Source organism: Mycetocola sp. JXN-3 (genome assembly GCF_014522285.1).
GTDB lineage: Bacteria > Actinomycetota > Actinomycetes > Actinomycetales > Microbacteriaceae > Mycetocola > Mycetocola saprophilus.
In genome coordinates this window covers 3,188,473-3,214,701 of record NZ_CP041635.1, presented here as the reverse complement: position 1 = coordinate 3,214,701, position 26,229 = coordinate 3,188,473, and the positions used below count along the sequence as shown (strand labels likewise).

At 67.3% G+C, this 26,229-nt stretch carries 28 protein-coding genes and 1 pseudogene; 13 read left to right on the top strand and 16 right to left on the bottom strand.

Going from position 1 to position 26,229, the window contains the following annotated elements; all coding sequences use genetic code 11:
- Nucleotides 1-135: 135 nt before the first annotated feature.
- A complete protein-coding gene (locus tag C7C57_RS14620) occupies nt 136-1,329 on the bottom strand; it encodes an IMP dehydrogenase (RefSeq protein ID WP_187976975.1) in 1,194 nt (397 codons plus the stop codon).
- A 58-nt stretch (nt 1,330-1,387) separates the two neighbouring features.
- Nucleotides 1,388-1,810: a MarR family winged helix-turn-helix transcriptional regulator gene (locus C7C57_RS14615; RefSeq protein ID WP_187976974.1), complete on the bottom strand. Its 423-nt coding sequence runs from the start codon at nt 1,808-1,810 to the stop codon at nt 1,388-1,390.
- Between the two features lie 98 nt (nt 1,811-1,908).
- On the opposite strand from C7C57_RS14615, the gene C7C57_RS14610 reads away from it, so the two are divergent.
- The 3 genes from C7C57_RS14610 (at nt 1,909) to C7C57_RS14605 (ending at nt 3,842) form a co-directional block, all read left to right on the top strand.
- A complete protein-coding gene (locus tag C7C57_RS14610) occupies nt 1,909-2,544 on the top strand; it encodes a mismatch-specific DNA-glycosylase (protein WP_187976973.1) in 636 nt (211 codons plus the stop codon).
- Nucleotides 2,545-2,631: 87 nt separating this feature from the next.
- A complete protein-coding gene (locus C7C57_RS15895; protein ID WP_255505712.1) occupies nt 2,632-2,955 on the top strand; it encodes a hypothetical protein in 324 nt (107 codons plus the stop codon).
- Entirely contained in the window at nt 2,886-3,842 is a 957-nt protein-coding gene (locus C7C57_RS14605; RefSeq protein WP_255505711.1) for an MFS transporter, read from the top strand. The genes C7C57_RS15895 and C7C57_RS14605 overlap by 70 nt, the downstream gene beginning before the upstream one ends.
- A 177-nt stretch (nt 3,843-4,019) precedes the next feature.
- Here the strand turns inward: C7C57_RS14605 and C7C57_RS14600 are convergent, their stop codons facing one another.
- The 7 genes from C7C57_RS14600 to map form a co-directional block, all read right to left on the bottom strand.
- Complete coding sequence (locus C7C57_RS14600; protein ID WP_187976972.1) at nt 4,020-4,916, bottom strand: AraC family transcriptional regulator; 897 nt, start codon at nt 4,914-4,916, stop codon at nt 4,020-4,022.
- Nucleotides 4,917-4,945: 29 nt separating this feature from the next.
- Nucleotides 4,946-6,004: a hypothetical protein gene (locus C7C57_RS14595; protein ID WP_187976971.1), complete on the bottom strand. Its 1,059-nt coding sequence runs from the start codon at nt 6,002-6,004 to the stop codon at nt 4,946-4,948.
- Nucleotides 6,005-6,188: 184 nt separating this feature from the next.
- Nucleotides 6,189-7,121 (bottom strand): class A beta-lactamase, encoded by a 933-nt coding sequence (bla, locus tag C7C57_RS14590; protein ID WP_187976970.1) that lies wholly within the window; start codon nt 7,119-7,121, stop codon nt 6,189-6,191.
- 200 nt (nt 7,122-7,321) lie between these two features.
- A complete protein-coding gene (locus tag C7C57_RS14585) occupies nt 7,322-7,813 on the bottom strand; it encodes a peptidase inhibitor family I36 protein (RefSeq protein WP_187976969.1) in 492 nt (163 codons plus the stop codon).
- 61 nt (nt 7,814-7,874) lie between these two features.
- Nucleotides 7,875-9,095: a hypothetical protein gene (locus C7C57_RS14580; RefSeq protein ID WP_187976968.1), complete on the bottom strand. Its 1,221-nt coding sequence runs from the start codon at nt 9,093-9,095 to the stop codon at nt 7,875-7,877.
- On the bottom strand, nt 9,088-9,591 hold the full coding sequence (locus C7C57_RS14575; RefSeq protein WP_187976967.1) for an RNA polymerase sigma factor: 504 nt from the start codon (nt 9,589-9,591) through the stop codon (nt 9,088-9,090). Before C7C57_RS14575 ends, C7C57_RS14580 begins: the two co-directional genes overlap by 8 nt.
- Before the next feature lie 411 nt (nt 9,592-10,002).
- Nucleotides 10,003-10,779 carry a type I methionyl aminopeptidase gene (gene map / locus C7C57_RS14570; RefSeq protein ID WP_187976966.1) on the bottom strand — a complete coding sequence of 259 codons (777 nt, stop codon included), beginning with the start codon at nt 10,777-10,779 and terminating at the stop codon, nt 10,003-10,005.
- A 63-nt stretch (nt 10,780-10,842) separates the two neighbouring features.
- Between map and C7C57_RS14565 the strand changes: the two genes are divergently transcribed.
- Nucleotides 10,843-11,130 carry a helix-turn-helix domain-containing protein gene (locus tag C7C57_RS14565; protein ID WP_187976965.1) on the top strand — a complete coding sequence of 96 codons (288 nt, stop codon included), beginning with the start codon at nt 10,843-10,845 and terminating at the stop codon, nt 11,128-11,130.
- 137 nt (nt 11,131-11,267) lie between these two features.
- On the opposite strand, the gene C7C57_RS14560 is transcribed toward C7C57_RS14565, so the two are convergent.
- The 3 genes from C7C57_RS14560 to C7C57_RS14550 form a co-directional block, all read right to left on the bottom strand.
- The gene (locus tag C7C57_RS14560; RefSeq protein WP_187976964.1) at nt 11,268-12,167 is read right to left on the bottom strand and encodes an NAD(P)-dependent oxidoreductase; all 900 of its coding nucleotides are present in this window, start codon (nt 12,165-12,167) and stop codon (nt 11,268-11,270) included.
- Nucleotides 12,168-12,232: 65 nt separating this feature from the next.
- Nucleotides 12,233-12,775, bottom strand: coding sequence for a YbhB/YbcL family Raf kinase inhibitor-like protein (locus C7C57_RS14555; protein ID WP_187976963.1), 543 nt, complete (start codon nt 12,773-12,775; stop codon nt 12,233-12,235).
- A complete protein-coding gene (locus C7C57_RS14550; RefSeq protein ID WP_187976962.1) occupies nt 12,772-13,998 on the bottom strand; it encodes an MFS transporter in 1,227 nt (408 codons plus the stop codon). Before C7C57_RS14550 ends, C7C57_RS14555 begins: the two co-directional genes overlap by 4 nt.
- A 186-nt stretch (nt 13,999-14,184) precedes the next feature.
- On the opposite strand from C7C57_RS14550, the gene C7C57_RS14545 reads away from it, so the two are divergent.
- Both C7C57_RS14545 and nrdF read left to right on the top strand, forming a co-directional pair.
- Nucleotides 14,185-15,066, top strand: a complete 882-nt coding sequence (locus C7C57_RS14545; protein ID WP_187976961.1) for a helix-turn-helix domain-containing protein — start codon at nt 14,185-14,187, stop codon at nt 15,064-15,066.
- Nucleotides 15,067-15,154: 88 nt separating this feature from the next.
- Nucleotides 15,155-16,132: pseudogene (gene nrdF / locus C7C57_RS14540) on the top strand (class 1b ribonucleoside-diphosphate reductase subunit beta).
- Here the strand turns inward: nrdF and C7C57_RS14535 are convergent.
- Entirely contained in the window at nt 16,129-17,091 is a 963-nt protein-coding gene (locus C7C57_RS14535; protein ID WP_187976960.1) for a GlxA family transcriptional regulator, read from the bottom strand. The pseudogene nrdF and the gene C7C57_RS14535 sit on opposite strands and share 4 nt — an antisense overlap.
- Nucleotides 17,092-17,216: 125 nt before the next feature.
- Here C7C57_RS14535 and C7C57_RS14530 point away from each other — a divergent pair, with 125 nt between their 5' ends.
- Nucleotides 17,217-17,855 (top strand): HD domain-containing protein, encoded by a 639-nt coding sequence (locus tag C7C57_RS14530; RefSeq protein ID WP_187976959.1) that lies wholly within the window; start codon nt 17,217-17,219, stop codon nt 17,853-17,855.
- Between the two features lie 41 nt (nt 17,856-17,896).
- On the opposite strand, the gene C7C57_RS14525 is transcribed toward C7C57_RS14530, so the two are convergent.
- On the bottom strand, nt 17,897-18,490 hold the full coding sequence (locus C7C57_RS14525; protein ID WP_187976958.1) for a TetR/AcrR family transcriptional regulator: 594 nt from the start codon (nt 18,488-18,490) through the stop codon (nt 17,897-17,899).
- A gap of 52 nt (nt 18,491-18,542) precedes the next feature.
- Here C7C57_RS14525 and C7C57_RS14520 point away from each other — a divergent pair, with 52 nt between their 5' ends.
- From C7C57_RS14520 to C7C57_RS14505, 4 genes are read left to right on the top strand one after another with little or no spacing between them, the layout of a single operon-like run.
- On the top strand, nt 18,543-19,058 hold the full coding sequence (locus C7C57_RS14520; protein WP_187976957.1) for a GNAT family N-acetyltransferase: 516 nt from the start codon (nt 18,543-18,545) through the stop codon (nt 19,056-19,058).
- Nucleotides 19,059-19,084: 26 nt separating this feature from the next.
- A complete protein-coding gene (locus C7C57_RS14515; protein WP_187976956.1) occupies nt 19,085-19,867 on the top strand; it encodes an isocitrate lyase/phosphoenolpyruvate mutase family protein in 783 nt (260 codons plus the stop codon).
- Between the two features lie 9 nt (nt 19,868-19,876).
- On the top strand, nt 19,877-21,553 hold the full coding sequence (locus C7C57_RS14510) for a DNA-3-methyladenine glycosylase 2 family protein (protein WP_187976955.1): 1,677 nt from the start codon (nt 19,877-19,879) through the stop codon (nt 21,551-21,553).
- A 9-nt stretch (nt 21,554-21,562) separates the two neighbouring features.
- Nucleotides 21,563-21,934 carry a hypothetical protein gene (locus C7C57_RS14505; RefSeq protein ID WP_187976954.1) on the top strand — a complete coding sequence of 124 codons (372 nt, stop codon included), beginning with the start codon at nt 21,563-21,565 and terminating at the stop codon, nt 21,932-21,934.
- A gap of 292 nt (nt 21,935-22,226) precedes the next feature.
- Here the strand turns inward: C7C57_RS14505 and C7C57_RS14500 are convergent, their stop codons facing one another.
- Nucleotides 22,227-22,913, bottom strand: coding sequence for a Type 1 glutamine amidotransferase-like domain-containing protein (locus C7C57_RS14500; protein ID WP_187976953.1), 687 nt, complete (start codon nt 22,911-22,913; stop codon nt 22,227-22,229).
- 61 nt (nt 22,914-22,974) lie between these two features.
- Nucleotides 22,975-23,430 (bottom strand): acetyltransferase, encoded by a 456-nt coding sequence (locus tag C7C57_RS14495; protein ID WP_255505710.1) that lies wholly within the window; start codon nt 23,428-23,430, stop codon nt 22,975-22,977.
- Nucleotides 23,431-23,627: 197 nt separating this feature from the next.
- Here C7C57_RS14495 and C7C57_RS14490 point away from each other — a divergent pair, with 197 nt between their 5' ends.
- The gene (locus tag C7C57_RS14490; protein ID WP_030149127.1) at nt 23,628-24,413 is read left to right on the top strand and encodes a DeoR/GlpR family DNA-binding transcription regulator; all 786 of its coding nucleotides are present in this window, start codon (nt 23,628-23,630) and stop codon (nt 24,411-24,413) included.
- 307 nt (nt 24,414-24,720) lie between these two features.
- A complete protein-coding gene (locus C7C57_RS14485; RefSeq protein ID WP_187976952.1) occupies nt 24,721-26,202 on the top strand; it encodes a mannitol dehydrogenase family protein in 1,482 nt (493 codons plus the stop codon).
- Nucleotides 26,203-26,229: the final 27 nt, after the last annotated feature.

Sequence of the window (26,229 nt, the reverse complement as noted above, 5' to 3'; positions counted from 1 at the left end):
CTGTGTTTCTCGGAGTGTCGGTCGGATATGGTCTGCTTTTGCTGGCCAGTTTTCTCTACTCGAGGCAGCGCTCTCGAAATCATGACTCCTGATTTCACGTGAAGTGTCGGGCGAAGAGCCAAGGCCGCCTACCCGCTACCCGTGATAATTGGGCGCTGCTGTGATGCCTTCGAGATGGTGGGGATGCGACTCCTTGAGCCCGGCCGCTGTGATTCGGATAAATCTGGCACGAGATTGGAGCTCGCCGACATTGCGCGCGCCGACATAGAACATTGACTGGCGAAGTCCGCCGACGAGCTGATGCAAGACATCACAAAGCGCCCCGCTGTGCGGGATTCGTCCCTCGATGCCCTCGGGGATGAGCTTATCGTCGGCTCCAACATCAGCCTGGAAGTAGCGGTCCTTGGAGTACGAGGTGCGCGCACCTCGGGTCTGCAGAGCGCCGAGGGATCCCATGCCGCGGTAGGTTTTGTATACCCTGCCGTCCGCCAGCACGTGCTCGCCCGGGCTCTCGTCCGTTCCCGCGAGGAGCGAACCGAGCATTACCGTGTTGGCACCCGCAACGAGCGCCTTCGCGATATCACCCGAATACTGTAAACCGCCATCGGCGATGACCGGAACGCCGGCCTGACGCGCGACCAGTGACGCCTCGTACACGGCGGTGATCTGCGGTACCCCGACACCGGCAACGACGCGCGTCGTGCAGATGGACCCGGGGCCAACGCCGACCTTGATGGCATCAACCCCCGCTTCAACGAGCGCTCGCGCTCCGTCGCGAGTCGCGGCTTGTCCACCAATCACATCGACACCTTTAAACGCGGGATCCTTTTTGATCTTTCGAATGATGTCGAGAACGCCCTGGCTTTGTCCGTTGGCGGTATCGACGACGATGACATCCACTCCTGCCTCAAGTAGCTCACCTGCCCGCGCCCAGCCGTCTCCGAAAAATCCAATGGCGGCCCCGACGCGAAGGCGTCCGGTCTCGTCCCGGGTGCCTCGGATATCCTCGCTCCGTTCCGCGGGTGTGGTGTCTTCCCGTTTGACCCGAGCGACCATGGCCGCCTGATCGGAGATCGATAGATTTCGATGCAGAATTCCCAGTCCCCCGAGCCTGGCCATTTCGATGGCCATTGTGGCTTCCGTCACGGTATCCATCGCGGCTGAAAGGAGAGGGATGCTGAGTGACACTCGTTTGGTCAGTCGGGATCGAGTGTCGACCTCGCTGGGAAGCACATCCGTATGGCCAGGCATGAGCATCACATCGTCATAGGTGAGGCCGAGCGGGCCGAACGGATCGTAACCGGCGGAAGTCTCGGGCTCTTGGGGCATGATGCACTCTACTTTCACGGGGTCGGGTCGGGGAATCGTGCGGGCGGGAGGGCGTGAGTTATTTGGAGGTGATGACCCGGAGGAGGAGAAGGTGAAGGGTTTCCCGCTCCTGCGGGGACAGGGAGTGCAACAGCTCGTCTTCGATGCTGGCCAGCCGGGTGAAGGTTTTATCGAGCACGAGGGCACCCTCGTCTGTGAGCGCAACGATGTGGCGACGTCGGTCCGCATCGTCGCGGCGTCGGAGAATGAGGCCGCGCTCTTCCATTTCGTTAAGGAGCCCCACGACGTTGCTGGCATCCAAGCCGAATACGCGCGTGATGTCCTGCTGCGCCAGGTCTCCGCGCTCCTTCAGGAGCGTGAGCGCAAGGAGCTGCCTGTGCGTGATGTCTCCGGGTTGCGCCGATGCATCCAAGGCTCGCCAGCCTGCTCGCGCCAAATAGCTGACAAGGGGGAGTGTGCGACCGTTATTCAACCATTCCATTTCGTTAACGTATCGCAAATCATTTGCGATCCACAAACTATTTAGCGTGCCGGAGGGAAGGCTTCCGGAGGATGGCGGCGAGGGGATAGCCTGGGCAGATGAGCACTCGCCGTCCCTCCCCGCTGCGTGGGGAAAAACCCACTCGGGAGGATCTCCCGCGATTTGCCACCGACAATCCGAATGCGATCGACGATGTCATTGCCGAGGATGCGGCGCTGCGTCTGCTGATTGTCGGGGTCAACCCGGGACTGTGGACGGCCGCCGTCAACGCGCCGTTTGCGCATCCGGGGAACCGGTTTTGGCCGGCGCTTGAGCGGGCGGGACTCACCGGCTACCGGATTGACACCGCGCGGGGGCTCAGTGCCGCCGATGAACACCATCTGCACGAGCGCGGGATCGGGATCACCAACCTGGTTGGGCGAGCGAGTGTGCGTGCCGACGAGCTCACCCGGGAGGAACTGCAAGCCGGCGGAGAGCGCCTGGTGCGGCGACTGCCGGAGCTGGCGCCGCGGGCGGTCGCGATCGCCGGCATCACCTCGTTTCGCACCGCGTTTGGGTTGCCTCGGGCGGCGATGGGACGCCAGGACACCACGCTGATCCCCGGCTGGCCCGCCCACATCCCGCTGTGGGTGGTGCCGCAGCCCAGCGGACTTAACGCCCACGAGACCATCGATACGCTGGCGCAGAAGTGGCGTGAGGTGTGGGCCGAGGGCGGCTGCGGAGATAACACCTAGGGCCCGCCTCGCTCGGGCTGGACGATCGGTTTTGACCGGCGGACGATCGGTTGGGTGCGCGCGGCCGCCGCGCGCCAGAATCGAAACATGACAGTACCCGTAGCATCGCACCTTCCCGCGCGCACAGCGTGGGGCGCCATCGTGATCATGATGGCGACCAGCTTTATTCTCGTGACGGCCGAGTTCCTCCCGCCGAGCCTGCTCCCCACCATGGCCGCCTCGCTTGGCATCACCGAGGGACAGGCCGGGCAGGCCGTGACCGCAACCGCGATCATCGGATTCTTTACCGCCCCCACCATCGGCATCATCTTCCCCGGCTGGATCGGCGCAACCTGCTGGCCGTGCTTGCGGCCGCCGCCGCGGTCTCCAACCTCCTGGTGGCGATCGCGCCCAACCTCGCCCTGCTGCTGATCGCCCGCCTCATCCTGGGCGCGGCCATCGGTGGTTTCTGGGCCATGTCCATCGCCGTGGCCGCCCGCCTCTCCGAACCGCGACACCTGGGCCGCGCCCTGATGCTGGTCAACACCGGCACCACCGTCGCCACGGTCGCCGGGGTTCCGCTGGGCATCTACCTCGGCTCCATCTTCGACTGGCGCGTGGTCTTCGGGGCCGCCGCGATCATTTCGCTCGTGGTGGCCGCCGCGCTGCGCATCGTCCTGCCGCCGGTGGCTCCGGCCTCGGCCACCGGATTCCGCGCCCTCGGCGATACCCTGAAGGTGCCCGGCATGCCGCTGGGATTGCTCGGTCACGTCCTGGTGACCCTCGGCCACTTCGCCGCCTTCACCTACATCCGCCTGGCCCTCGAACGGCTCCCCGATATCGGGGCCGGCGAGATCGCCGTGCTGCTCGCGGTGTTTGGCGTGGGCGGGGTCCTCGGTAACTTCATCATCGGACTGCTCGTGGACCGCCACCTCACGGTCATGCGATTCCTGGTGCCCGCCTTCATCGGTGGCGGCATCGCCGTGGTCACGATCTTCCCCACCCAGCTCTGGGTGGTGGCGGTGGCCGTGGGAATCTGGGGACTGGGATTTGGGGCCTGGCTGCTGGTGGTCTCCACCTGGATGGGTCGCCTCGCCCCCGAGCGTATGGAGGCCGGCGGCGGACTGCTGGTGGCCGGATTCCAGCTGGCGATCACCATCGGCGCGGGCATCGGCGGCCTGATCGTGGACGGCGCGGGCATCACCGTGACCCTCGCCGCGGCCGCCGCCTCGGCCCTGATCGGCGGCCTGATCTTCGGACTGGTGCGTCAGAGCGCGGCCGTTCCCGAGCGTGAGGCCGAGGCCGTAGCGGTGGGTTAGCCGCTCGCACGGGGATGCCCGGCGGGATCCGGTGGAGACCGGTCCCGCCGGGCATCGCCGTATGTGTGGGGGGGGGGTACCTGCGCCGCGGGCGAGCCGATGCTGGGCTTAGGCCGGGGCCGGGGCCGGGGCCCGGGCCTGCGCCGCGGCCGAGTCGATGCCGGTCTGAGGTCGGGCCTACGCCGCGGGCTGCGACGTGCCGCGCCGGCGCTCGCGCCACATGGCCGGAGCGGAACCGGTGTGCCGACGGAAGGCGCGGCTAAACCCCGCCTCGGACTCGTATCCCAGGCGTCGGGCGGTATCCGAGACGCTGAGACCCTGCCGGGCGAGCAGGTCCATGCCCGCCTCCATCCGCACCCCGGTCAGGTACGAGGCCGGAGTCTGACCCACCAGGGTGTGAAAGCGTTCGGCGAAGGACGAGCGGGACATGGCGGCGACCCGAGCCAGGTCCTGCACGCTCCAGGCCCGGCCGGGTTCGGCGTGCAGGGCGTCGAGCGCGCGCGAGATATACGGATCGGCAACCCGGTGTAGCCACCGCTCGGGGGCACATCCCAGCTCGACCCACTGGCGCACCAGGGCCGAGACGATCATGTTGGTCATCAGCCCGCACACCACCAGGTCGCCGTCTCGACGCGGCTTGGAAATCCCCGCCTCGGCGGCGCTCAGTACGCACCGCGCCATCGATTCGATCAGCAGGGCCAGGTTGGGTTCGTGTTCGTGAAACCGGGTCACCAGGAGCGCATCGGGAAAGAGCCCCAGCGTGTTCTGGCTGGGCTCCGCCGCGGCGAAGGTGACGCTGATGACCTCCGAGTTCGTCCCGGCGCGCACCTCGTGCAGACCGCCACGTGGATAGAACAGCACGTCGCCGGCATCGAGCTCGATCCACTCGGATCCCACCCGCATCGATGCCGTGCCCGAGGAGAGGTAGGAGAATCCGGGGGTGTCTACCGGGGAGAGCACCCGCTCGCCCGAGGAATACCGTGTCCGGTGCGATTCGGACAGGACCCACTCGAGCGACGCGAGCGCGCGATCCAGGGCCCCATAGACGGGCACGGCTTCCAGGGTGGGTGACATGTTTCATTCAACCGGATTCCGGGGGCGGGTTATTCCCCGGATGCGGGCCGCCGCCGCGAGAGCGCCGCACCGAGTCCAAGCAGCAGCGCGATGGCCGCGCCGAACAGGGGCACGCTGAGACCCAGGCCGGTCGAGGCCAGCGCCGGGTTTTGCGTGGCACCGCCCGCGGTAACCGGGCTGCTCGTTGCCGAGGCGCTCGCGGTGGCGGTTCCGGGGATCGTGGGTGTCCCGGGCGTCGCACCGACGCTCGGCTCCGCCGACACCGGACCGGTCGGAGTCGACGAGGTCGGGGTCTGGGAGGGGGTCGCCGTGGCGGTCGGCGACGAGGTCGGGGTATCCCCACCACGGATATCGGTCACCGAGATGTTCAGCGTGCCCGAGGTTGAGTAGGTGTAGGTCTGGCTGCCGGGGGTCAGCGGGGCCTCCCAGGTCAGGACTTTGGGGCCAAAGCTGGCAAACGTGAAGGTGTTGGAGGTCGGATCGTAGCGAAACCCGGGGTCGGTCGAGACTGGGATGATGACCGATCCGTCCTGGTTCACGAGGGGATTGGCCACCGGCGTGAGCGGCCGCACCGCGGGCAGGGTTGCCTGCTGCGGCTCGGCAAAGAAGTAGTAGCGAACCACCAGATCACCCAGCGTCGAGAGATCGGTGATGTGGTTGCGTTCGATGTGAATGTCGCTCAGGGTGCGGCCCTCCCGGGTGAGGTTTCGGCCGAGTGCCCCGAGCGGGGTCACGTCTCGAATGTTGTTACCCGACACGTCCACGAAGTGCAGCCTGGTGAAAAACTCGATGCCCTCCAGGCTGGAGATGCCGGCATCGTTACAGTGCGCCGAGAGATCCATCCCGGGACCGGAGACCTGGCTGGGTAGAATCTCGGCGTCCGCGGGCTGGTCCAGTGCCGCGTTGAGGCAGGCCCTCAGTGCCGAATCGGGCACGCCGATCGGCGTCTCGGCGGCGTGAGCCGGGGTCGAAATCGACAGCGCCGCGACGATCGTACCGAGCAGCGCGGCGCTCCCCAGTACCCCCGTCGTCCGGCGGTTTCGTGGGGTGGAGAGGGTGCGGCGAGTGGCGGACGGTGATGTGTTCATGTGCATTCCCTTGATCGGGCTCAGAGCCTCGATCGCGAGGACCGCATCGATGCCGTGAGCGGAGTGAATCCGGCGGCCGCCGGGTTCCTGGGGCCGACGCTAACAATGGAAATGCTACGTAACGTAATGATTTGCGCAGGTTTGGCGCAGGGTCCCGGAATACCGTCCCCAAAACGGGGTGGTGTCAGTGTCCGGCGGTCAGCGTCGCCAGGGCCTGGGTGGTGGCGCGGGCGATCAGGGCGTTGCTGTATTCGGCGTCCTGCGCTTCCTTGCTGGACATCACCGCGAGCACGAGTGGTGCGCCGGTGGGAGGCCAGAGAATCGCGATGTCATTGCGGGTGCCGTAGTATCCGCCGCCGGTCTTATCGGCGACCACCCAGTCCGCCGGGACCCCGGCCCGAATCAGCTCGCCCCCGGTAGTATTGGCCTTCATCCAGCCGGTCAGGAGCTCGCGCTTCTCGGCGGGGAGGTGATCGGAGACGCCGAAGCGCGCGAGGGTGTGCGCGTGGGCGCGCGGGGTCGTGGTGTCGCGTGGGTCTCCGGGGGTGGCCTCGTTGAGGTCGGGCTCGATGCGGTCCATGTTGATGGTGTGATCTCCGGACTCGCGCAGCAGTTGCTGCAGGCCGGAGGGGCCGCCCAGGCGATCAAACATCAGGTTGGCGGCGGTGTTGTCGCTGTACTGAAGCGCGGCGGTGACCACCTCGTGCAGCAGCATGCCGTCCTCGATGTGCTGCTCGGTGATCGGGGAGTAGGAGACGATCTGCTCGGCGGTGAAGGTGACGTGCTCCTGGAGCGCGGCGATCTCGCGGGTCTGCAGGATTGCCGCCGCCTGATGCGCCTTGATCGTGGAGGCGAAGGCGAAGCGTTCATCCGCCCGATACTCGACCGTGCGTTGGGAGCCGGTGTCGATCAGGAACAACCCGAGTCGGGCGCCGTATTCGGCTTCGAGGGCGGCGAAAGCCGTATCGGAACGGGGAGCAGTGGGGGATGCCTGGGGAGTGTCGGAGGGCATGGTTGGAGGCGTCGAGTGCGCGGGTTTGGCCGTGCAGGCGGCAAGGAGGCCGGCCGCGCCAATCGTGGCGAGACCCAGGAAATTGCGGCGGTTGAGGTGTGTCATGCTGGCTCCTGTGAACGAGAGATTTCTCCCATTCTTCACACTAACTTGTGTATCAGCATAAAATCACCTAGTATTTCAGTACCGGCCTTCCTCTTCGGGGAGGGAGTGGCGGTAGGCCGTGCGACAAGGGCACAGGGTAAGCCCGCGCAGCCGGTTCGGGGTGAGGTTCTTTCTTGACTCACCCCGAACCCACCCGGTCGCTAGGAGCAGGTAATCCGGGTAATGCCGCTGGTGCTGGATGCGCCCGATCCGGTCGAGATCGTGTTCTTCAGCGTGGTGCCCGCATACGCGCGCACGGTGCCCGATCCGCGATTATTGGAGATCGAGCGCACGGTGCCGATCGCACTCAGGCTCGTGTTGGTTGCCGGGCAGGCCGAGTAGGTGAGCCTGTCGCCGCCGAAGTTGAGCGAGGAATACGCGCAGTAGCGACCGCTCGCGCAGTTTCCCACCGAGAGCGCCGAAAACGAGCGGGCGGACGCCGCGGACTCGGCACCGAGGGTGGCGATCACGTCGCCACCGTCCCAGGTTATCTCGTTCCAGGCGGTCTGTACCCCGCCATGGGCGGCGATGATTGTGTCCACGCGCGCCTGCATAGAATCGGTCACCGATCCCTGCGCGGAGGCGATGCTCGGGACCGAGAGAGCCAGGAGGGTCAGGGCCGCGGCGGCCAGGGAGGTGCGGAGAAATCGCATGTTTCGGGTATCCGTTTCGGGAGGGCACGCGGTGGGTGACGCGTGTGCGACGGCGGATCCGCTAGCGCTCCCAGGCGACGTAGTCGATCACCGACGGGGAGGCGATATCGGTCCTTGAGCTTCCAACATAGAGGGTTTCCGCCGCCAGAATCTGCCCGTGTCTGGGGGACACGATGAGCCGATCCTCGAAGTCGGGTGAGCGATCTCGCGCCTGGAAGACGATGCCCGTGCGGCCCAGCCGGTCGGTGGTCTGGCCCGCCACCGTAATGTTGTCCAGGGTCGCCAGGTACCCAAGCAGCGCCGCCTCCTGGGCGCGCGTGATCGGGAAGTTGGAGAGGATGCCGGCGACCTCGCGGAGGGTTTGCCCGTCGCTCAGGTGTGGGTCATCGGTGAGGGCAGCCAGATAGGCGCCCACCTCGTCCACGCTCGTTGGCGGGCCCGCCTCCGCCGGGAACTCCCACTGCCCCGAGGGGAATTTCTCATCCACCAGCACGGTGCCCGGCTTGGGCAGTCCGGCGGATTCCTGCCCCGGGAAGGGCGGCGCCGCGGTGAGGACCAGGTGGACCGAGCCGTCCGCGGCAAAAACCGTCTCGCTGCGCTGGGGTTCGGTGACCGAGGACTCGATTGAACCGTCCTCGGCGATGGAGGTGTTGAGCGCCCACATCTGCGCGCGAATGGTGTCGCCCGCGGGAGGCTGGGTGCGTTGCATCTGGGCCATCTCCGTCAACAGTTCGGGTGCCGTACCCGACACCCTGGTGAGCTCAAGCAGGGGCGGGGTCGCGGCCAGAGCAGGCCCCGGATTGATCAGCGCCACAACAAAAATCGCCACCGCGGCGAACGCCGCAATCGCGCCGGCGGCCAGACCCAGCCGCCCGCGCGGGCGAAGGCGTGCGGGACGTCCGGCCGGGCGTCGACTGCCTCGGGCCCCCACACCGCTTCCGCTTCGTTCCGCCGACGATGGGCGACGGGTGCCCGCGCGCACGTGGTGTGCCTCGGCGGGGGTGGACGTACCGGCACGCTCGGCCGCCTCGGTGGCGGCAAGGTCGTGTTTGGCGGCCTCGTTGGTGGCGAGCTCGTGTTCGGACGTCGGGTTGGTGGCGAGCTCGTGTTCGGCTGCCTGATTGGTGGTGAGCTCGCGTTCGGACGTCTGGTTGGTGGTGAGCTCGTGTTCGGCCGCCTCAAAGGCGGCAAGCTCGCGCAGGGCCCGCTCGGAGAGCGGGGAGTCTCGACGCACGGTGCCCGGATCGGCAGCCCGGAGGACATCGCCCAGGAGATCATTCATGAGTTGAAACCTCCGTGCTGGTGTGCTGGTCAATGTCGGCGAGGGCTGAACGCAGGAGTCTGCGTGCGCGCACCAGCCGGGTGCGTATCGCCAGCGGGGTGGTGCCCAGAATCTCGGCAATCTCCCGCGTGGTGAGATCCTCCCAGTAGGTCATCATCAGGACATCGCGGTGAATATGAGGGAGGCGTTGCAGGGCGTCACGCACATCGGCGTGGGTTTCATCAAGCGAGTCGGGGTGAGAGGAGAGCTCCTCCCCGAGGTGGGTGTGCAGGTTTTCCTGACGGTCGCGGCGACGGTACTCGTTGCCGATCAGGTTGCGGACCACCCCGTAGAGCCACGGAACGCTGAGCGGTTCCCCGGCCCGGTGTCGTTCCCAGGCGATACGGAACGCCTCGGTGGCGATCTCCTCCCCATCCTGACGGGAGCTCAATCGGCGCTCGGCCACACCCACCACCAGCGAGTGGTTGGCGCGGAAGAACTCCGAAAACTCGCTCACCACGTCACCTCACCAACCTCGGGATTTCCACCAAAATGAGACGGAGATCCCGCCCGCCCCCGCCCACACGGGAACACCGAACTGTAGCATTCGGGTGCTGCCGGATGTGTGAGCATGGATTCTGCGGGGTGGGTGAACGAGGGCCGGTTAGTGGTGACGCGGGGGACCGCTGCCGTGGAACAGGTGCGAGTCGAGTCGTCCCAGACACGCCCCGAACAGGGCAAAGATGACGCCCGCCGTGCCCAAAAGTCGTCTCACATTCATCAGACGGCCCTCCCCCCCGGATAGGCACGGCGGTTCTCGCGTGCAGTGCGAGGCGAAGTGCCTCATCTAGGTTGTTTCCGGAAGTGGGGGATATGTGACATCGGCCCTCAAACTTTTTTAAAAGTTTTTTCGGGGCCCGAGGGATGACTAGTTTGTGGGCGGCAGGGTGAGGATTTCCACGCCGTTCTCGGTGATCGCCACCGTGTGCTCGGTGTGGGCGGTGCGCGCGCCCGTGGCGCTGCGCAGGGTCCAGCCGTCGGGGTCGGTGATCAGGCGGTCGGTGTCCTCCATGACCCAGGGCTCGATCGCCAGGAGGAGGCCCGGACGCAGGGTGAATCCGCGGCCGGGGCGGCCGTCGTTGGAGATGTGCGGATCCTGATGCATGGTGGATCCGATGCCGTGGCCGCCGAATTCCAGGTTGATCGGATAACCGGCATCCGCCAGCACGCCCCCGATCGCGTGGGAGATATCGCCCGTGCGTTTTCCGGGCCCCGCGGCGGCGATCCCAGCGGCCAGCGCGCGCTCGGTGGCCTCGATCAGCGCGACGCTCGCCGGCGGGCGGGTCTCGCCCACGATAAAGCTGATCGCCGCGTCGGCCGAGATGCCGTCGAGGGTGACCGCCAGGTCCAGGGTGAGCAGGTCGCCATCGGCGAGTACATAGTCGTGGGGGAGGCCGTGGAGGACGGCATCGTTGACGGCGGTGCAGATGTAGTGCCCAAATGGACCGCGGCCAAACGAGGGGGCGTAGTCCACGTAGCAGGAGACGGCCCCGGCGTCGAGGATCATCGCGCGTGCCCAGCGATCAATCTCCAGCAGATTGGTGCCGACGCGGGTGCGGTTCTTCAGGGTGTGCAGGATGGTGCCCACCAGAGCGCCGGTCTTGCGGGCGCGGTCCAGCTCGTCAAGGGTCAGGATTTCGATCATGGGGGCCTCTCGCCAAATTCCAATAACTATACCGGTCAAACTATACCGGTATAGGATTGGGGCATGGTTAGACTGCCCCTCACCCCGGAAGAGGTCGCCCGCGGGGAACGCCTCGGTGCACTCCTGCGGCGTGCCCGCGGCGAGCGATCGATGCTCATGGTTGCGATGGATGCGGGGATCTCACCCGAAACGCTGCGCAAGATCGAATCCGGCCGGGTGGCCACCCCCGCCTTTTCCACCATCGCGGTGATTGCCGGGGTCCTGGGACTCTCCCTCGATGCCGTCTGGGCCGAGATGAGCCCGATCGAGTGCGCGGAAGACGCGGCCCGGGTGCAGCCGCTGGCCTCCTAGCCGCGGAGGTCGGTGAGCACGCTCGTCGCGCCCCTCGGTGTCGCGCCTCCCGATCCCCAACTCTTAGTGCCGCCGGCCGCCGGCCACCTACCGCTGCCGGGCGCCGCCGGCCGCTTGCCCTCGCCTACCGCTGCCTACTACCGATTGCGGTCGTCGCCGGTCGGCCCCACCTGCGGGCGTGGCCGCAGCTCGGCCACCGATGCCCAGTCGTCCCCGGCGTAACCGGCATCGATCGCCTGATCAAACACCGACTCCAGCACCGTACCGAGCGGAAGCTGCTGCCCCTGCGCGCTCGCCGCGGAAAGCGCCAGGCGCAGATCCTTTCGCCCGAGCTCGGTTGAGAGACCCGCGGGCTGGTAGGTGCGCGCGGCCATCAGCGCGCCATAGGCCGAGTAAACCGGGCCGGGGAAAATAGTCGAGGACAGCAGCTCCACCAGGTCGGCACCCTCAACGCCCGCGCCCTCGCCCACGCTCATCACCTCTCCGAGTGATTGGATGGCCGAGGCGATCAGATAGTTCCCGAGGACCTTCACCAGGTTCGCCTGCTCGGGGGTCTCCCCGAGCCGCCACGTCCGTGTTCCAAAGGTGGAAAGCAGGGGCTCAACCGCGTCAATGGCGAACGTGGGGCCCGCAGCCAGAACGTTGAGTGCCCCAGCCTCGGCCACCGGAACCCGGCCAAACACCGGTGCGGCGAGGTAGGTCAGGCCGTGCTCCGCGTGCAGGCGGGTGGCTTCTCGAGCCAACTCCACGCTCACGGTGGACAGGTTGATGTGGATGGCACCCGCGGGCGCCTGGGACAGAACATCCGCGTTGAGGAGGGTCTCGCGGACGGCAGCATCATCGGCGAGCATCGAGAAAATCACCGGTGCGCGGAACGCCTCCGCGGGGGTGTGTGCCAGGTGGGCTCCGGCGGAAACCAGGTCGGCGGCGCGGGAGGCGGTGCGGTTCCAGACGGTCAGGGTATGCCCGGCGGTGAGCAGGTGCCCGGCCATCGGGCGTCCCATCGCGCCGAGTCCGATGAAGGAAATCTGGGTCATTATGTGCCTTTCGGGGAAACAAAAGGGTGGGGACCGTGTTGGCCCCCACCCCTCGATCCGGAGTGTTAGTTGTTGTTGATCGCGGTGGCCACGAGGGTGGCCCGGGCAAGAATGTGTCCCGAAATGTTGAACCCGAGGAAGGCTGGAGTCGCATCGGGGCCCACGCCCAGATCGGCCACATCGAGGGCGTGCACGGTGATGAAGTAGCGGTGTTCGCCGTGGCCCGCGGGCGGGGCCGAGCCGAGGAAGAGTGCCGCGCCGCTGTCGCCGCGCAGCTGGAACGACCCGTCCGGGAGGCCCGATCCGGTCTCAACTCCGGCGCCCTCGGCCAGCTCGGTGACCGAGGCGGGAATGTTCGCTACCGCCCAGTGCCAGAAGCCCGAACCGGTGGGGGCGTCCGGGTCAAAAACGGTGACGGCGTAGCTCAGGGTGCCCTCGGGGGCACCGCTCCAGGAGAGCTGCGGGGAGCGGTCCTCGCCGCCGGGAACTCCGAACAGCCCCGAGTACTGGGCGGGACCAAACGCCTCGCCGTCGGCGACGGTGGTGCTGGTCAGGGTGAAGGAGGGGACCTCGGGAAGTCGGGCAAAGGGGTTGTTGAGGGTGGTCATGAATGCTCCTTATGAGTGGTGGGGGACGGGAGGCGGAGGAGGGCGAGAATGATCAGGGGAACCAGGCCCACGCCGACCATCATGGCCCCGATAGCTGAGGGTCCGGTGATACCGAGCGAGGACTCCAGGGCCAGCCCGGCCACCCAGGATCCCAGCGCGACGCCACCGTTGTAGGCGGCAACCGCGGACGCGGCGGCGAGGGTGGGCGCGGTGGGGGCGAGTCGGATCGAGAGCCCGGTGGCCAGGGGTGGCACACACATACCCGCGGCACCCACCACGAAGAACAGGACAAAGCTCCAGACCGGGTTGATCGAGAGCGGCACCAGCAGGGCCAGGGCGATCGCGCCGATCAGCGTGGCCCCGAGGTAGGTCGCGATCGCGTGCCGGTCTCCCAGGCGCCCGGCCAGGTTGGTCCCCAGCAGGCAGCCGACGCCATAAACCACCAGCACGATCGGGACGCTCCAGCCGGGCAGGCCGGTGCGGTTCACCAGCAGCGGCTGAATGTAGCTGAACGCGGCCATGACGCCGCCGCTGACCACCGCGGTGGCCAAGAGGACCAGCCAGATGCGAATCTGGCCGAATGCGCGCAACTCGGCACCGATGGAGGTTTGGTCGCCGGTGTTGTGGGTGAGGGTGATGCGGGAGATGATCACCGCGGCGATCGCGGTGAGGATGGTGAGCAGCCAGAAGGTGCCGCGCCATCCCACCAGCTGGCCAACGAAGGCGCCCAGCGGGACACCGGCCACGGTGGCGAGCCCCACGCCGCTCATCATCAGCCCGAGGGCGCGGGAGGCCAGTGCGGGGCCGGCGGCCGAGGTGGCAACCACCGCGGCGACGGCCCAGAATGCGCCGGTCGCCACCGCCGAGATGAACCGGGCAACCAGGCTCATCTCGAAGCTACTGCTCAGCGCGGTGAACGCATGGCCCAGCGCGAAGATCACCAGTGCGCCCACCAGGGTTACGCGCGGATGTAGTTTTCGGGTGGCCACGGCCATGACCGGTGCTCCGATGACCATGCCGATCGCGAAGATGGTGATCAGCAACCCGGCGCGAGCCTCGGTGACGCGGAGGTCGCCGGCGATCTGCGTGAGCAGGCCGGCCACGATGTTCTCGGTGGTGCACATGAGGAAGGCACCCACCATCAGAATCGGGACGACGGCCGGCATCCGGCCGGAAGAGGCGTGGCGGGTGGCGGTGGTGCCCGGGGGACTCTGATGTGACATTTTTACGCTTCCTGTTGAGACAAGGGGATCGCGGAGCCGGGTTGAACACGGCTCGACGCGAAGATCATGTTTCTAGAAAACTCCCTTTCCCCAGGGGGCGGAACGCCCGCTCGAACAGTGGTCTGGCCCACCCAGGGTCTGGCAGGGCACCCCACACTCGACGGTTTGCAACCTAGGATGGGCCTCATGGACAATCGACGAGCCGAGATTAAGACGTTTCTCGCCTCGCGGCGTGCCCGAATCACCCCCGAGGAGACCGGCGTACCGACCTTCGGCGGTGTGCGCCGGGTGCCGGGGCTGCGGCGCGAGGAGGTCGCGTTCCTGGCCGGGGTGAGCGTCGACTACTACGCGCGGATCGAGCGTGGACATACGTCCGGGGTTTCCCCCGAGGTGCTGGACGCGATCGCCGATGCGCTGCGCCTGGACGAGGCCGAGCGCGAACACCTGTTTGACCTGGTGCAGGCAACCAGGCCGGTGGGTCCCGGCGCGCGCTCCGCCCGTCGCGCCATCCCCACCACCCGGGTGTCCCTGAATCTTCAGCTGGTGTTGGATGCGATCGCCGTCCCCGCGTTTGTGCAGAATCTGCGTGGGGATCACGTGGCCGCCAATGCGATCGGCCGAGCCCTCTACGGGGACCCGAGCGACGAACCCGGTGTGCCCTTTAACTACGCGCGCTTTGTGTTCCTGAACCCCCGCGCCCCCGCGTTCTATCGCGATCTGGACCGGATGAAGCGTAATAACGTGGCCCTCCTGCGCCAGGCCGTGGGCCGCGCCCCCGAAGACCCGGGACTCCAGGCGCTGGTGGGGGAACTCTCGACTCGGAGCGTCGAATTTGCGGACCTCTGGGCCTCCCACGACGTGCTGCGCTACCGGTCCGGGAGTAAGCGCTACCACCACGCCCTGGTGGGAGACGTGGAGTTTGGGTACGAGTCCTTCGAGGTGACCGGGGCCTCCGATCTGCTGATGCTGGTCTATACGGTCGAACCGGATTCGCCCACGGCACAGGCCATGCAGCTTTTGGCCAACTGGAGTGTTCCGGCGGAGAACTCCCGAGAGGGCCGAAGCTGAGGGACCCACGTCCGATTCGCCCCTCACCGGGGTAGGGGAGGGTCAGCGAGGCTGAGATGGCACCACCGTGTTTCACGAAAGGACCATCATGGCCATCCCGCATCAGCCGCCCCGTCGCATCATCACCCCGGTGAACTGGAACCTCATCGAGGACGAGAAGGACGTCGAGGTCTGGAACCGTCTGACCGGCAACTTCTGGCTTCCCGAAAAGGTCCCGATCTCTAACGACATCGCGGCCTGGAAAACGCTGAGCTCCCACTAGCAAACCCTGACCATGCGGGTCTTCACCGGCCTCGCCCTGCTCGATACTCTGCAGGGCACGGTGGGGGCCGTCTCGCTGATCCCCGACGCCCTGACTCAGCAGGAGGAGGCCGTGTATACAAACATCGCCTTCATGGAATCGGTGCATGCCAAGAGCTACTCTTCGATCTTCTCCACGCTGTGCTCAAGCCGGGAGATCGACCGGGCATTTCGTTGGTCGGCCGAGAACGTGGCGCTGCAGAAAAAGGCCGACATCGTGCTACATGACTACCTCGACGATGACCCCCTGAAGCGGAAGATCGCCTCGACCCTGCTGGAGTCGTTCCTGTTTTACTCGGGTTTCTACCTGCCGATGTACTGGTCGAGCCGGGCGATGCTCACCAACACCGCGGACATGATTCGCCTGATCATCCGGGATGAGGCTGTGCACGGCTACTACATCGGATATAAGTTTCAAAAGGGGCTGGAACTCGTGGACGACGCCACCCGTGCGGACCTGCGGGAGTACACGTTCGCGCTGCTTCATGATCTGTACGAAAACGAGCTGATCTACACCCGTGAACTCTACGATCCCGTGGGGCTCGGCGACGATGTGATCCGGTTTCTGCGGTACAACGCCAATAAGGCCCTGATGAATCTCGGCTACGAGGCGATGTTCCCACGCGACCAGATCGACGTGAACCCTGCCATTCTCTCGGCGCTCTCGCCAAACTCCGACGAGAATCACGACTTCTTTAGCGGGTCGGGATCCTCCTATGTGATCGGAAAGGCGGTGAACACCGAGGATGGGGACTGGGACTTCTAGTCGGCCCGATCGCTGGTGCGAAAGCGCTGCTGAAACACGCTGGGCGGCATGCCGAGGCGGGTGACAAACAGGCGACGCATGGTCTCGGCGCTCTGGAATCCAGCACGACGGCTGGTGACACTCACCGACTCACCACGCAGGAGCAGAGCCTTGGCCGTGTCCAGCCGCACCCCCTCGATAAACCGGGCCGGGGTCATGCCCAGCTCGGCCTGGAAGAGGCGTGAGAGGTGGCGGGTGCTGAGCCCGGCCGCGCCGGCGAGGTCGGTGATCGTATGGGCGGCGGCGGGGGTCTCGATGATGGTCTCGATCACCCGCCGCACCGCATCGTGGCTCCCGCGGGACACCTCGTTCAGGGTCGAGAACTGCGATTGCCCACCCGGTCGCCGCAGGTACACCACCAGCTGGCGGGCGACCTCGCGGGCCAGCTCGGGACCATGATCGGTCTCGATCAGCGACAGCGCCAGGTCGATGCCCGAGGAGACCCCGGCAGAGGTGTGAAAGCGACCGTCGCGAACAAAAATGGAGTCCGGCGTGACCGTGATGGACGGATACAGCCGGGCAAGAAGGCCCGCATGGGCCCAGTGGGTTGTGGCTCGGCGTCCGCTCAGCGCACCGGTGGTTGCCAGCAGGAAGGCTCCGGTGCAGACCGAAGCGACGCGGGCCGAGATGTCGACCAGTCGCGCGGTGGCCGCCAAGATATCCGGGGGAATCGCGGCCGTGGGGAGGGCGTCGCCGCCGGGGATGATCAGTGTGCCCGCGCGGGTGAGGTCCCGGGCACGGGTGGTCGCGGGGAACGGCGCACCGATCGAGGTGGGGACCGGGGCGCCATCCGCCGAGACATACAGCAGCTCGTAGCGGGCACCGAGCCGATTCGCCTCGGCAAAAACCTCGGCTGGGCCGACAATATCCAGCTGTTTGACACCGGGAAACAGCAGGAAGGCGATCGAGTGGCTGGGCATCCTTCAGTATGTCCATATCTGAGGGATATCTGTCAATTCGGACACAGTGTGATTGGCCGCGTCCGCGGGAGCCTGGAAGCAGGCTCCCGAGCGGTTCGGCGGGCCGGACATTCAAGGAGAACACCATGACCGAAACGATCGCCGGAATCACGATCCCCGACACCGCCCTAGTCCGCGATATCACCGAGTATGTGCGCGAGCACGAGAGCGAGCTGCTCTTCCATCACTCCCGCCGCGTGTTCCTGTTTGGTTCCCTGATGGGGCAGCGCCGCGGGCTGAGCGTGGACCCCGAACTGCTCTACGCCGGCGCCATGTTCCACGACCTCGGGCTGACCGACACCTTCCATACCTCGCAGCTGCGCTTCGAGGTGGACTCGGCCAACGCGGCCCGGGCGTTCCTGACCGCCCGCGGCGTGAGCGCGGCGGATGCCCAGAAGGTGTGGACCGGCATCGCGCTGCACACCACCCCGGGGGTGCCCGAGTTAATGGAGCCCGAGGTGGCGCTGGTCACCGCCGGGGTGGAGACGGATGTGCTGGGCATCTGGTACCACGAGATCACCGCGGAGCAGCGGACCGCGGTGGCCGAGGCGCACCCGCGTCCGGACTTTAAGAACCGAATCCTGGCGGCCTTTACCGCGGGCAATGTGCACCGACCCGACTCGACCTTTGGCAACGTTAATGCCGATGTCCTGGCCCACTATCTGCCCGGGTTTGAGCGGGGCGACTTTGTCGAGGTGATCCGGCAGAGCCCCTGGTCCGAGTAGCGGGAGGCGCGGCGGCGGGTGGCGGATCTGCCGCCCGTCGCCTACCGGATGGGTTCCAGCGCGGCGTCCAGCGCGCGGATGACCGCCAGGTGCTGAAGCTGGGCCGTCCAGACCTCGGGGTTTCCGGCGGCCAGCACGCACACCCCCTCGGTGGTCGCGGCGAGCAGTGCCGCGCGGGCTTCGGCCTCGGCATCGTCGATCCCGGGAAGTGCCGCCTGGATGAGCCGGGTCAGCCGGATCCGGAACGAGCCGCTGTGGAGTGCGTGGCGTTCGGCGAGCACCTCGTCGCCAAAGGCCGAGGCGAGAAATCCCACCCACACACGGGCGTTTGCCAGTCCGTCGGGGTCGGCGGCGAGGGTGCCCAAGGCGACCGAACGAAGCGCGTCTTTCGGATCGGCGGCCTCGGCTTCGAGGCGTTCGGCGCGCAGCCGGGTGCGTTCGTGCAGTCGATCACGAGCGTCCAGCAGGAGCGCCCGCTTATCGGTGAACGTATGCAGAACCAGGCCGGTGGTGCACCCAGCCCGCTCGGCAACCGCGCGAAGCGTGAGGCCGCCCGGCCCGTGTTCGGCAAGGGTCGCCCATACGGCTTCGGAGAGCAGTTGACGCTGGGCATGGGGGTCTCGAATTCGAGGCATGATCTCAGCGTAACATGTGTTACGGTAACATCTGTTACGAAAGGATTTTGGCATGAACTGGCAGATCGAAAGCATTCCCTGGGACGATCCCGAGGGGGCCGCACTGCGCCTCGCGCAGCGTGCGGAACTCGACGCGCGCTATGGGAGCGACGATCACGAACCCGGACACGCCCCCACCGCCGATGAGGTGCCGGTCTTCCTGGTGGCTCGCGATGAATCGGGAACCGCGATCGCCTGTGGCGGGCTGCGGTTTGTCCCCGAGGAGGTATGCGGCCCCGGACACATCGAGGTCAAGCGGATGTATGTCACCCCGGCCGCCCGCGGCACCGGCCTGTCCAGGGCGGTGCTGTACCGGCTGGAGGAGGCGGCCCGGGCGCTCGGCGCACACCGCATGGTGCTGGAAACCGGCGAGCGTCAGCCCGACGCGATCGGGTTCTACACCCGCGAGGGATATCAGCCGATCCCCGGATTTGGCGTGTACGCGGGTGCCCCCGAATCGGTCTGCTTTGGCCGGGATCTGACGCCGAGAAATCCGGGAATGGTCGAGTCCGATTCTGGCCAGCCCTAGCGAATGAAACCTGCTTGACTGGAGCCATGAACCGGACCGAAACCTTCAGATCCCTGCACGTCGCATCCACCCCGCTCCTGCTGCCCAACGCCTGGGATGTGGCCGGGGCTCGCATCCTCGAGGAGGCCGGTGCCCCCGCGATTGCCACCACAAGCGCGGGGATCGCCTGGGCTCAGGGGGCGGCCGATGGGGGCGTGCTGAATCGTGATCGCATGCTGGTCACGCTGGAATCGATCATCGCGGCGGTCGGGGTTCCGGTCACCGCGGACATCGAGGGTGGCTACGCGGAGTCTCCGGCGGGTGTGACCGATACCGTACGTCGGGTCTGTGCGATCGGCGCCGCGGGCATCAACATCGAGGATGGCCCGCGCACCCCCGAGGACACGGTCGCTCGGATCCGGGCCGCCCGGGAGGCGTCGACCGAGCTCTTTATTAACGCGCGTACCGACGTCTTTCTCGGAGGTTCCGGGGATTCCTCGGCACTCATCGAGGAGACCCTGCGCCGCGCCGAGCTCTATCTCGCCGCCGGTGCCGACGGGATTTTTGTGCCCGGCGCGCGTGATGCCGAAACCATTGGCGCGCTGACGCGGGGGATCGCCGGCCCGGTCAACATCATGCTGGGCGCGGGCACCCCCGGGATCGAGGAGCTCAGGGCGCTCGGGGTGGCGCGGCTGAGCTCGGGCTCCGCCTTTGCCCAGGCCGCGTATGCGGCGCTGCGCCACAATGCCGAACGCTTCCTCGCCGCGGCCGCCGGGCCGACCGAGCAGATGGACTACGCCGAGCTCAACCGCCTGGTCGCCCGGGGGTAGGGTTCGAACATGGGCGAGGAGATTGTGGCGGAGGAGGGCGGGGCTGTGTGCCGCCCCGGTGATCCCGGATTCGCCGCGCGCTATCGGGCCATCGATGCGCGGGATACCCGGTTTGACGGACAGTTCTATACCGCCGTCTCCTCCACCGGAATCTATTGCCGCCCGTCGTGTCCGGCCCGCACCCCCGCCGCCAAAAACGTGAGCTTTTATCGGTCGTCCGCGGCCGCCCAGATCGCCGGATTCCGGGCGTGTAAGCGCTGCGTGCCCGAGGCGGTGCCGGGAACACCCGAGTGGGATCTGCGCGGGGATGTGGCGGGTCGGGCGATGCGATTGATCGCCGACGGGGTCGTGGATCGCGACGGCGTGGATGGCCTGGCCGCGGCCCTCGGATTTACGCCGCGGCACCTGGTCCGGATCCTCACCGAGCAGCTGGGCGCGGGTCCGCTCGCCCTGGCGCGTGCCCGACGAGCGCAGACGGCGCGGGCGCTGCTGGTGGGCACGGACCTCCCGAGCGCTCAGGTGGCATTCGCCGCCGGATTTGGGTCGATCCGCCAGTTCAACAACACGATGCTTGAGGTTTTTGACCAGACGCCGGGCTCGCTGCGGGGGCGTGGGCGACCCGCCGTCCGCGGAACTGGTGTCGGCCAACCGGACACCCGGGGGTCGGGCGCGGCTCGGCGGGAGGCATCGGAATCGGATGCCCGCGTCGCGCCCGCCGACATCCCGGGCACCGGCGACGCTGTGCGCATCACCCTCGAACTGCCGGTGCGCGCCCCCTACGATGCGCCGGGGGTCTTCGCCTTCCTGGCGGCCCGGGTGATCGAGGGTGTCGAGGCCGTGGACCTGGGCGATCCCGACCGACTGCGCTACGCGCGCACGCTGCGCCTGCCCGGCGGACCCGCGGCCGCCCAGATACATGCCGAACGAGGAATACGTGGTTGGGCGCTGCGGGCGGAACTTGAACTCTCCGATCTGGCGGACCTGGGTACCGTGCTGTCCCGGCTGCGAAGGCTCCTGGATCTGGACGCCGACCCGCAGGCGGTGGATGCCGCGCTCTCGGCGAATCGAAACCTGGCCGCGCTGGTCACCGAGGCACCGGGGATCCGCGTGCCCGGCGCCGTGGACGCCCATGAACTTGTGATTCGGGCGCTGATCGGCCAGCAGATTTCGGTCGCGGCCGCCGGTACCCACCTGGGGCGGATCGCCACGCAGCTTGGTGAGAGCTATTCCTCCCGGTTCGCGGGCCTGTCCCGTCTGTTTCCCACGATGCGCGCGCTGGCCGAGGGGATCCCCGAGCCGGTCCCCGGTGCCACCCCCGACCCCGGACGCGTGTTGAGGCTGCCCGCGCGCCAGGTGGCGACGGTCAGGGACACGGCCGCGGCCCTGGCCGAGGGAACCCTCGGCGTGCATGCGGGAGTCGAGCGGGGGGCGCTTCGGGCGGCGCTGGTTGCCCGGCCGGGAATCGGCCCGTGGACGGCAGGCTATATCGCGATGCGGGTGCTCGGTGATCCCGACGCCTGGCTGGAACGAGACGTGGCACTGCTGGCCGGGGCCCGCCGGATCGGCCTGATCGCCCCCGAAACACCGGCCGCCGCCGCGCACCGCGAACTGGCCGAGCACGCGCGGGCCTGGTCGCCTTGGCGCTCGTATGCGCAGATGCACCTGTGGCGGGTGGCCGCGCAATAGGCTGGGTCCATGGATTGGACCGGAGAGCTGCGCCGTCGAATGTTCCTGGACACCGGTGAGGGGGATGGGGAACTCACCGAGTACAACTGCGTACTCTTTCCCGGGGAGGAGCACGAGCTGACGATTCAGGCCTATGCGCCCGGGCTTGAGGAGCTCAGCCGGTTTGTGCTGCCCGAGGTGCGGGAATTCCTGGACGGACTGGATGCCCTGATCGAGAACCGAGATGAGCTCGATGCCGACCTCGCCCAGGTGATTCACTACCGCGGACGCGTGGGGCTGGTGTGGTGGTCGCGCGGGATGAATAACGAGTTTGTCGGCATCTACCAGCCCGATCCCGCGGGCTGGCGTTTCCTCGGCTTCGGCGACATCTTCGAGGACTGATCCGCCCGAAACTGACGGGTAGCGACTGGCCGGTCACGGCGGTTCCGGTAACGACCGGCTGGGCGACGCGTGAGCAGGCGGCGACCGTTTCTGCGATGCCTCATCCGAGCGTGGAATCCTCCCGATAACCGGGCAAAGAAAATGCCCGGGGTTGGTGGTCCGCAGCGGACGGTTTACCAGGGGGAATAACGCTGCGGGGCCACCAACCCGCGGGCGGGGGATCCGAGAATTACGTTACGCCGCCGATTCGGCGAAGGCCAGGGTTCCCCGGAAGCGTTCAGGAATCTCCCTGCTAGCTATCGGATTCGGCCAGCTGTTCGGACTCGGCCAGCAGCTCGGTCACGTCCAGCAGCGGCGAGGACTCGATCAGGCGCTCGCCCGCGGGTCCGTGCAGCAGCGCCTGGTCATCCCGTACCGGGACGATGCGGAAGCGGTCGGCGTAGCGCGCCAGGGTGCGCTGAATCAGGACCAGCGGGTACGGCGGCAGCAGTCCGTCGGCATGGGGCAAAACGACCGCGTCGGTCAGGCCGAGGCCGGTGGTGTCGGTGCCGGCGTGCAGACCCTTGGGGTCATCCAGCGGGCCGATCGGCCGAATGTCCGGACCGGCCAGAACCGAGCCGGCGCTCGACCCGATATAGGGCAGTCCCGCCTCCACTCGCTGTCTGAGGAGGTCGGCGACGCCGGCCGTGCGGACGGCGTCCAGGAGGGCGAAGGTGTCGCCGCCGGCCACGTAGATCGCGTCCACCTCATCGAGGGCCGCGGCAAGCGACTCGGGGGTGTGGGCGGAGAGGGGGAGTTCCAGGACGGGGTTGCCCAGCGAGGCCAGGGCTTCGCGCTCGGCGCGCACAAACGGGGCGTCGGTGAAGTCGCGGGTGGCGTCGGGAATATAGCCGATCAGCGGGGTCTTATGGGGCACCGTTGCCGCCAGGAACGCGGGGACGGCACCGAGGCCGCGGGAAAGCAGGAGAAGATGAGTCACCCACCTACGGTACTCGTCCGCGCCGACATTTGCGCGGATCGAGACCTGGGAAAACCGTTAGTTAGGCGTCCTCGCGGCGCAGGTGCAGCAGCGGGAACGGGCGTCCGTCACCGTCCAGCTCCGAGCGGCCGACCACCGCAAATCCCCGCGATTGATAGAACCCCAGCGCCCGTGGGTTCTGTTCGTTCACGTCGATGGTCAGGTCGGGATGAGTGGCCACGGCGGCCGCGAGAAGCGCCGACCCCACGCCGCTGCCGCGCGCATCATCGTGGACAAACAGCATCTCCAGCGAGCCCTCCGCCAGTCCCGAAAACCCCACGGGCACATCATCGATGGTGGCCACGGTGAGGGTGACGGCGTCGAGGTACACGCTTTCGATGCGCTCTCGATAGAACTCGATGTCCTCGGGGGTCAGGAAGTCATGGGTCGCGGTGACCGCGCTGTGCCACACGCTCATCAGGGCGGGATACTCGCGAGAACCGAGCGTGGGCCTCAGCGTGATGTCGTCGTTTTTCACGCCCCGATCGTACCGCAACACGACTTCTTCGTGAGTTGCAGGCGAGGGTGGTGGCTCGTACAGGCCCGGAGAACCTGCGTCGATGAAGCCGTGCGGGCGTCGCCGGATCCGCGGGGTTTTGGGCGGATTGGCGCGCTAGGCTGAAGGCGACTGATCCCGAACCGAACGGACCAGCATGCGAGAGGACGGTGAACCCGATGCCGGATGTGGCACGCAACCAGCAGGGCGCGCGTGAGCGTCGCGACGCCATCGTGACGCTGCTGCGCGAGCGCGGCAGCCTCGCCGTCGCCGAGCTGCCCGAGACCTTCGAGGTGTCCCCGGAGACCATTCGCCGGGACCTGCGCGAGCTCGAACGAGAGCGCCGGGTCGAGCGCCGCTACGGCGTGATCCGGATGGTCGAGAGCGGCGCGGTGGAAACCCCGATCGCGTTCCGTGAGACCAACCACACCGCCGAGAAGGTGCGCATCGCCCAGGCCGCCGCCGGTCGCCTGGCGCAGGCGCGCACGCTGTTCCTGGACGAGGGATTCCTGCCCGCACTGGTGGCCGAATCCCTGCCCGATGATCGCCCACTCACGGTGATCACCGCCTCGATTCCCGCGGTGCTGCGCCTGGCCAACCGGCCGCGAATCGAGGTCATCATGCTCGGCGGGCGGATTCGCCCGGCAACCCTCGGTGCGGTGGACTTCTGGGCGACCCGGGCGCTCGAGGGGTTCGTTCCGGACCTGGCGATCCTCGGTGCCAACGGCGTCTCGGTGGACGGCCTGCTGACCACCCCGGACCCGGCGGTGGCCGCGGTCAAGGAAACCGCGGTCAGGGTGAGCGCGCGCCGGCTGTTTGTGGGCGATCACAATAAGTTTGGGCGCACCAGCTTTGTGCGCTTCGCCAACGTCACCGACTTCGAAACGATGATCACCGGGCAGGCGCTCTCGGCCTCGATCGCCCGCGAGTATGCCGAGCGTGGGGCGCGGATCGTCCGGGTGTAGTCTCCGCCGCGTCCGGCAGCCGACCCCGTTTGGGTATCCGGCCACCGCGTCCACAGGCCACCGCGTGCGCCCCGTTTCGGCCGTGCGGTGATCGTTCCCACCACCCACCGCGCACAACGGTCACCGTATGCGTGCAATCGGTCAGGTTGGGACCGGTCACATCCCGCACGGCCCCGAAATACACGGATCCGGACGCACACACATCGGTCACAAACCCACCATTCAATCGGTGGATCGTGTCCCGTGTCGCGTGAAAGTCTGGGGGAACGGGTGAACACGCCCCGTGAGTCCCCAAAGGAGCAGACCGATGACCACCCAGCCGATCCCCGTGCCCATCGCCACGCTGGTGCACGCCGCCGCCGATGCCAAGCCCGCCGAAACCCCCGCGGTGACCGCGTCCGGATCGGCCCCGGTGGAACTGCCCCGCTACGATCGTGCGGGCATCCGCACCGGCATCGTGCACTTCGGCCTCGGCAACTTCCACCGCGCCCACCAGGCCATGTTCCTGGATCGTCTGCTGGCCCTCGGCGAGGGCAACGAGTGGGGCATCTGCGGCGTGGGTGTGATGCCCGGGGACGCCCGTATGCGCGACGTGCTGGCCGCCCAGGATTCGCTCTACACGCTGGTCCTGAAGTCTGGCACCGGGGAGCTGGATGCCCGTGTCATCGGCTCGATCCACGACTACCGCTTCGCCCCCGACGACCGTGAGGCCGTGCTGTCCGAGCTGACCGCCGAGACCACCCGCATCGTCTCGCTCACCGTGACCGAGGGCGGCTACCGCCTGCCCGAGGAGGGCACCGAGAATCCGCTGGGTGTGTTTGATCTGATCGTCACCGGGCTCGCTCGTCGCCGCGCCGCCGGCACCGTTCCGTTCACCGTAATGAGCTGCGACAACCTGCCCGGCAACGGCGAGGTTGCCCGCGGCGTGATCCTTGAGGCCGCGCGCCGCCGGGATCCCGAGCTGGCCGCCTGGATCGCCGAGAATGTGGCCTTCCCCAGCTCGATGGTGGACCGGATCACCCCGGTCACCACCGACGCCGACCGCGCCCTGGTGCGCGACACCTTTGGCGTCGAGGACGCCTGGCCGGTTGTGGCCGAGCCTTTTGTGCAGTGGGTCCTGGAGGATCACTTCACCGCCGGTCGTCCCGCGCTGGAGAAGGTCGGGGTGCAGCTGGTTTCCGACGTTGCCCCCTACGAGAAGATGAAGCTGCGTCTGCTCAACGCCAGCCACCAGGGGATGGCGTACTTTGGCCTGCTGCTGGGGCACACCTTTGCCCACGAGGCCACCACGGATCCGCGCATCGTCGCGTTCCTGCACCGCTTCCTGGCCGAGTCGCGGCCGACCCTGGACCCGGTGCCCGGGATCGACCTCGACGACTATGTGAACACGCTGTTTGAGCGCTTCACCAACCCGGCCATTGCGGACACCCTGAACCGCCTGGCGACCGATGCCGGATCGCGGATCCCGACCTTTGTGCTGCCCACCATCGTGGATAACATCGCCGCCGGACGCGACGTCACCTTCGGTGCCGCCCTGGTGGCCAGCTGGGTCTTCCAGCTTGAGCGCGACGGTCACGCCCAGCCCGCGCAGACCGAGATCGAGCACAACCTCACCGCCCTGGCGGCCAAGCTGGAAGCCGAGCCGCGCGCGATCATCGAGTACGCCCCGGTCTTCGGCGACATCGCGACCCACGACGCCTTTGTCACCCCGTATCTGGCGACCCTGGAGGCCCTGCGCCGGGACGGTGCCGCGGCGACCCTGGATGCGCTGAACGGTTCGGCTGCGTGAGTCGATCCACTAGCCTGAAGACACTGG

Coding starts and splice junctions, on each gene's coding strand:
- C7C57_RS14620 (WP_187976975.1), bottom strand. CDS start 1,329: ATGCCCCAAGAGCCCGAGACTTCCGCCGGTTACGATCCGTTCGGCCCG.
- C7C57_RS14615 (WP_187976974.1), bottom strand. CDS start 1,810: ATGGAATGGTTGAATAACGGTCGCACACTCCCCCTTGTCAGCTATTTG.
- C7C57_RS14610 (WP_187976973.1), top strand. CDS start 1,909: ATGAGCACTCGCCGTCCCTCCCCGCTGCGTGGGGAAAAACCCACTCGG.
- C7C57_RS15895 (WP_255505712.1), top strand. CDS start 2,632: ATGACAGTACCCGTAGCATCGCACCTTCCCGCGCGCACAGCGTGGGGC.
- C7C57_RS14600 (WP_187976972.1), bottom strand. CDS start 4,916: ATGTCACCCACCCTGGAAGCCGTGCCCGTCTATGGGGCCCTGGATCGC.
- C7C57_RS14595 (WP_187976971.1), bottom strand. CDS start 6,004: ATGAACACATCACCGTCCGCCACTCGCCGCACCCTCTCCACCCCACGA.
- bla (WP_187976970.1), bottom strand. CDS start 7,121: ATGACACACCTCAACCGCCGCAATTTCCTGGGTCTCGCCACGATTGGC.
- C7C57_RS14585 (WP_187976969.1), bottom strand. CDS start 7,813: ATGCGATTTCTCCGCACCTCCCTGGCCGCCGCGGCCCTGACCCTCCTG.
- C7C57_RS14580 (WP_187976968.1), bottom strand. CDS start 9,095: ATGAATGATCTCCTGGGCGATGTCCTCCGGGCTGCCGATCCGGGCACC.
- map (WP_187976966.1), bottom strand. CDS start 10,779: ATGATCGAAATCCTGACCCTTGACGAGCTGGACCGCGCCCGCAAGACC.
- C7C57_RS14565 (WP_187976965.1), top strand. CDS start 10,843: ATGGTTAGACTGCCCCTCACCCCGGAAGAGGTCGCCCGCGGGGAACGC.
- C7C57_RS14560 (WP_187976964.1), bottom strand. CDS start 12,167: ATGACCCAGATTTCCTTCATCGGACTCGGCGCGATGGGACGCCCGATG.
- C7C57_RS14555 (WP_187976963.1), bottom strand. CDS start 12,775: ATGACCACCCTCAACAACCCCTTTGCCCGACTTCCCGAGGTCCCCTCC.
- C7C57_RS14550 (WP_187976962.1), bottom strand. CDS start 13,998: ATGTCACATCAGAGTCCCCCGGGCACCACCGCCACCCGCCACGCCTCT.
- C7C57_RS14545 (WP_187976961.1), top strand. CDS start 14,185: ATGGACAATCGACGAGCCGAGATTAAGACGTTTCTCGCCTCGCGGCGT.
- C7C57_RS14535 (WP_187976960.1), bottom strand. CDS start 17,091: ATGCCCAGCCACTCGATCGCCTTCCTGCTGTTTCCCGGTGTCAAACAG.
- C7C57_RS14530 (WP_187976959.1), top strand. CDS start 17,217: ATGACCGAAACGATCGCCGGAATCACGATCCCCGACACCGCCCTAGTC.
- C7C57_RS14525 (WP_187976958.1), bottom strand. CDS start 18,490: ATGCCTCGAATTCGAGACCCCCATGCCCAGCGTCAACTGCTCTCCGAA.
- C7C57_RS14520 (WP_187976957.1), top strand. CDS start 18,543: ATGAACTGGCAGATCGAAAGCATTCCCTGGGACGATCCCGAGGGGGCC.
- C7C57_RS14515 (WP_187976956.1), top strand. CDS start 19,085: ATGAACCGGACCGAAACCTTCAGATCCCTGCACGTCGCATCCACCCCG.
- C7C57_RS14510 (WP_187976955.1), top strand. CDS start 19,877: ATGGGCGAGGAGATTGTGGCGGAGGAGGGCGGGGCTGTGTGCCGCCCC.
- C7C57_RS14505 (WP_187976954.1), top strand. CDS start 21,563: ATGGATTGGACCGGAGAGCTGCGCCGTCGAATGTTCCTGGACACCGGT.
- C7C57_RS14490 (WP_030149127.1), top strand. CDS start 23,628: ATGCCGGATGTGGCACGCAACCAGCAGGGCGCGCGTGAGCGTCGCGAC.
- C7C57_RS14485 (WP_187976952.1), top strand. CDS start 24,721: ATGACCACCCAGCCGATCCCCGTGCCCATCGCCACGCTGGTGCACGCC.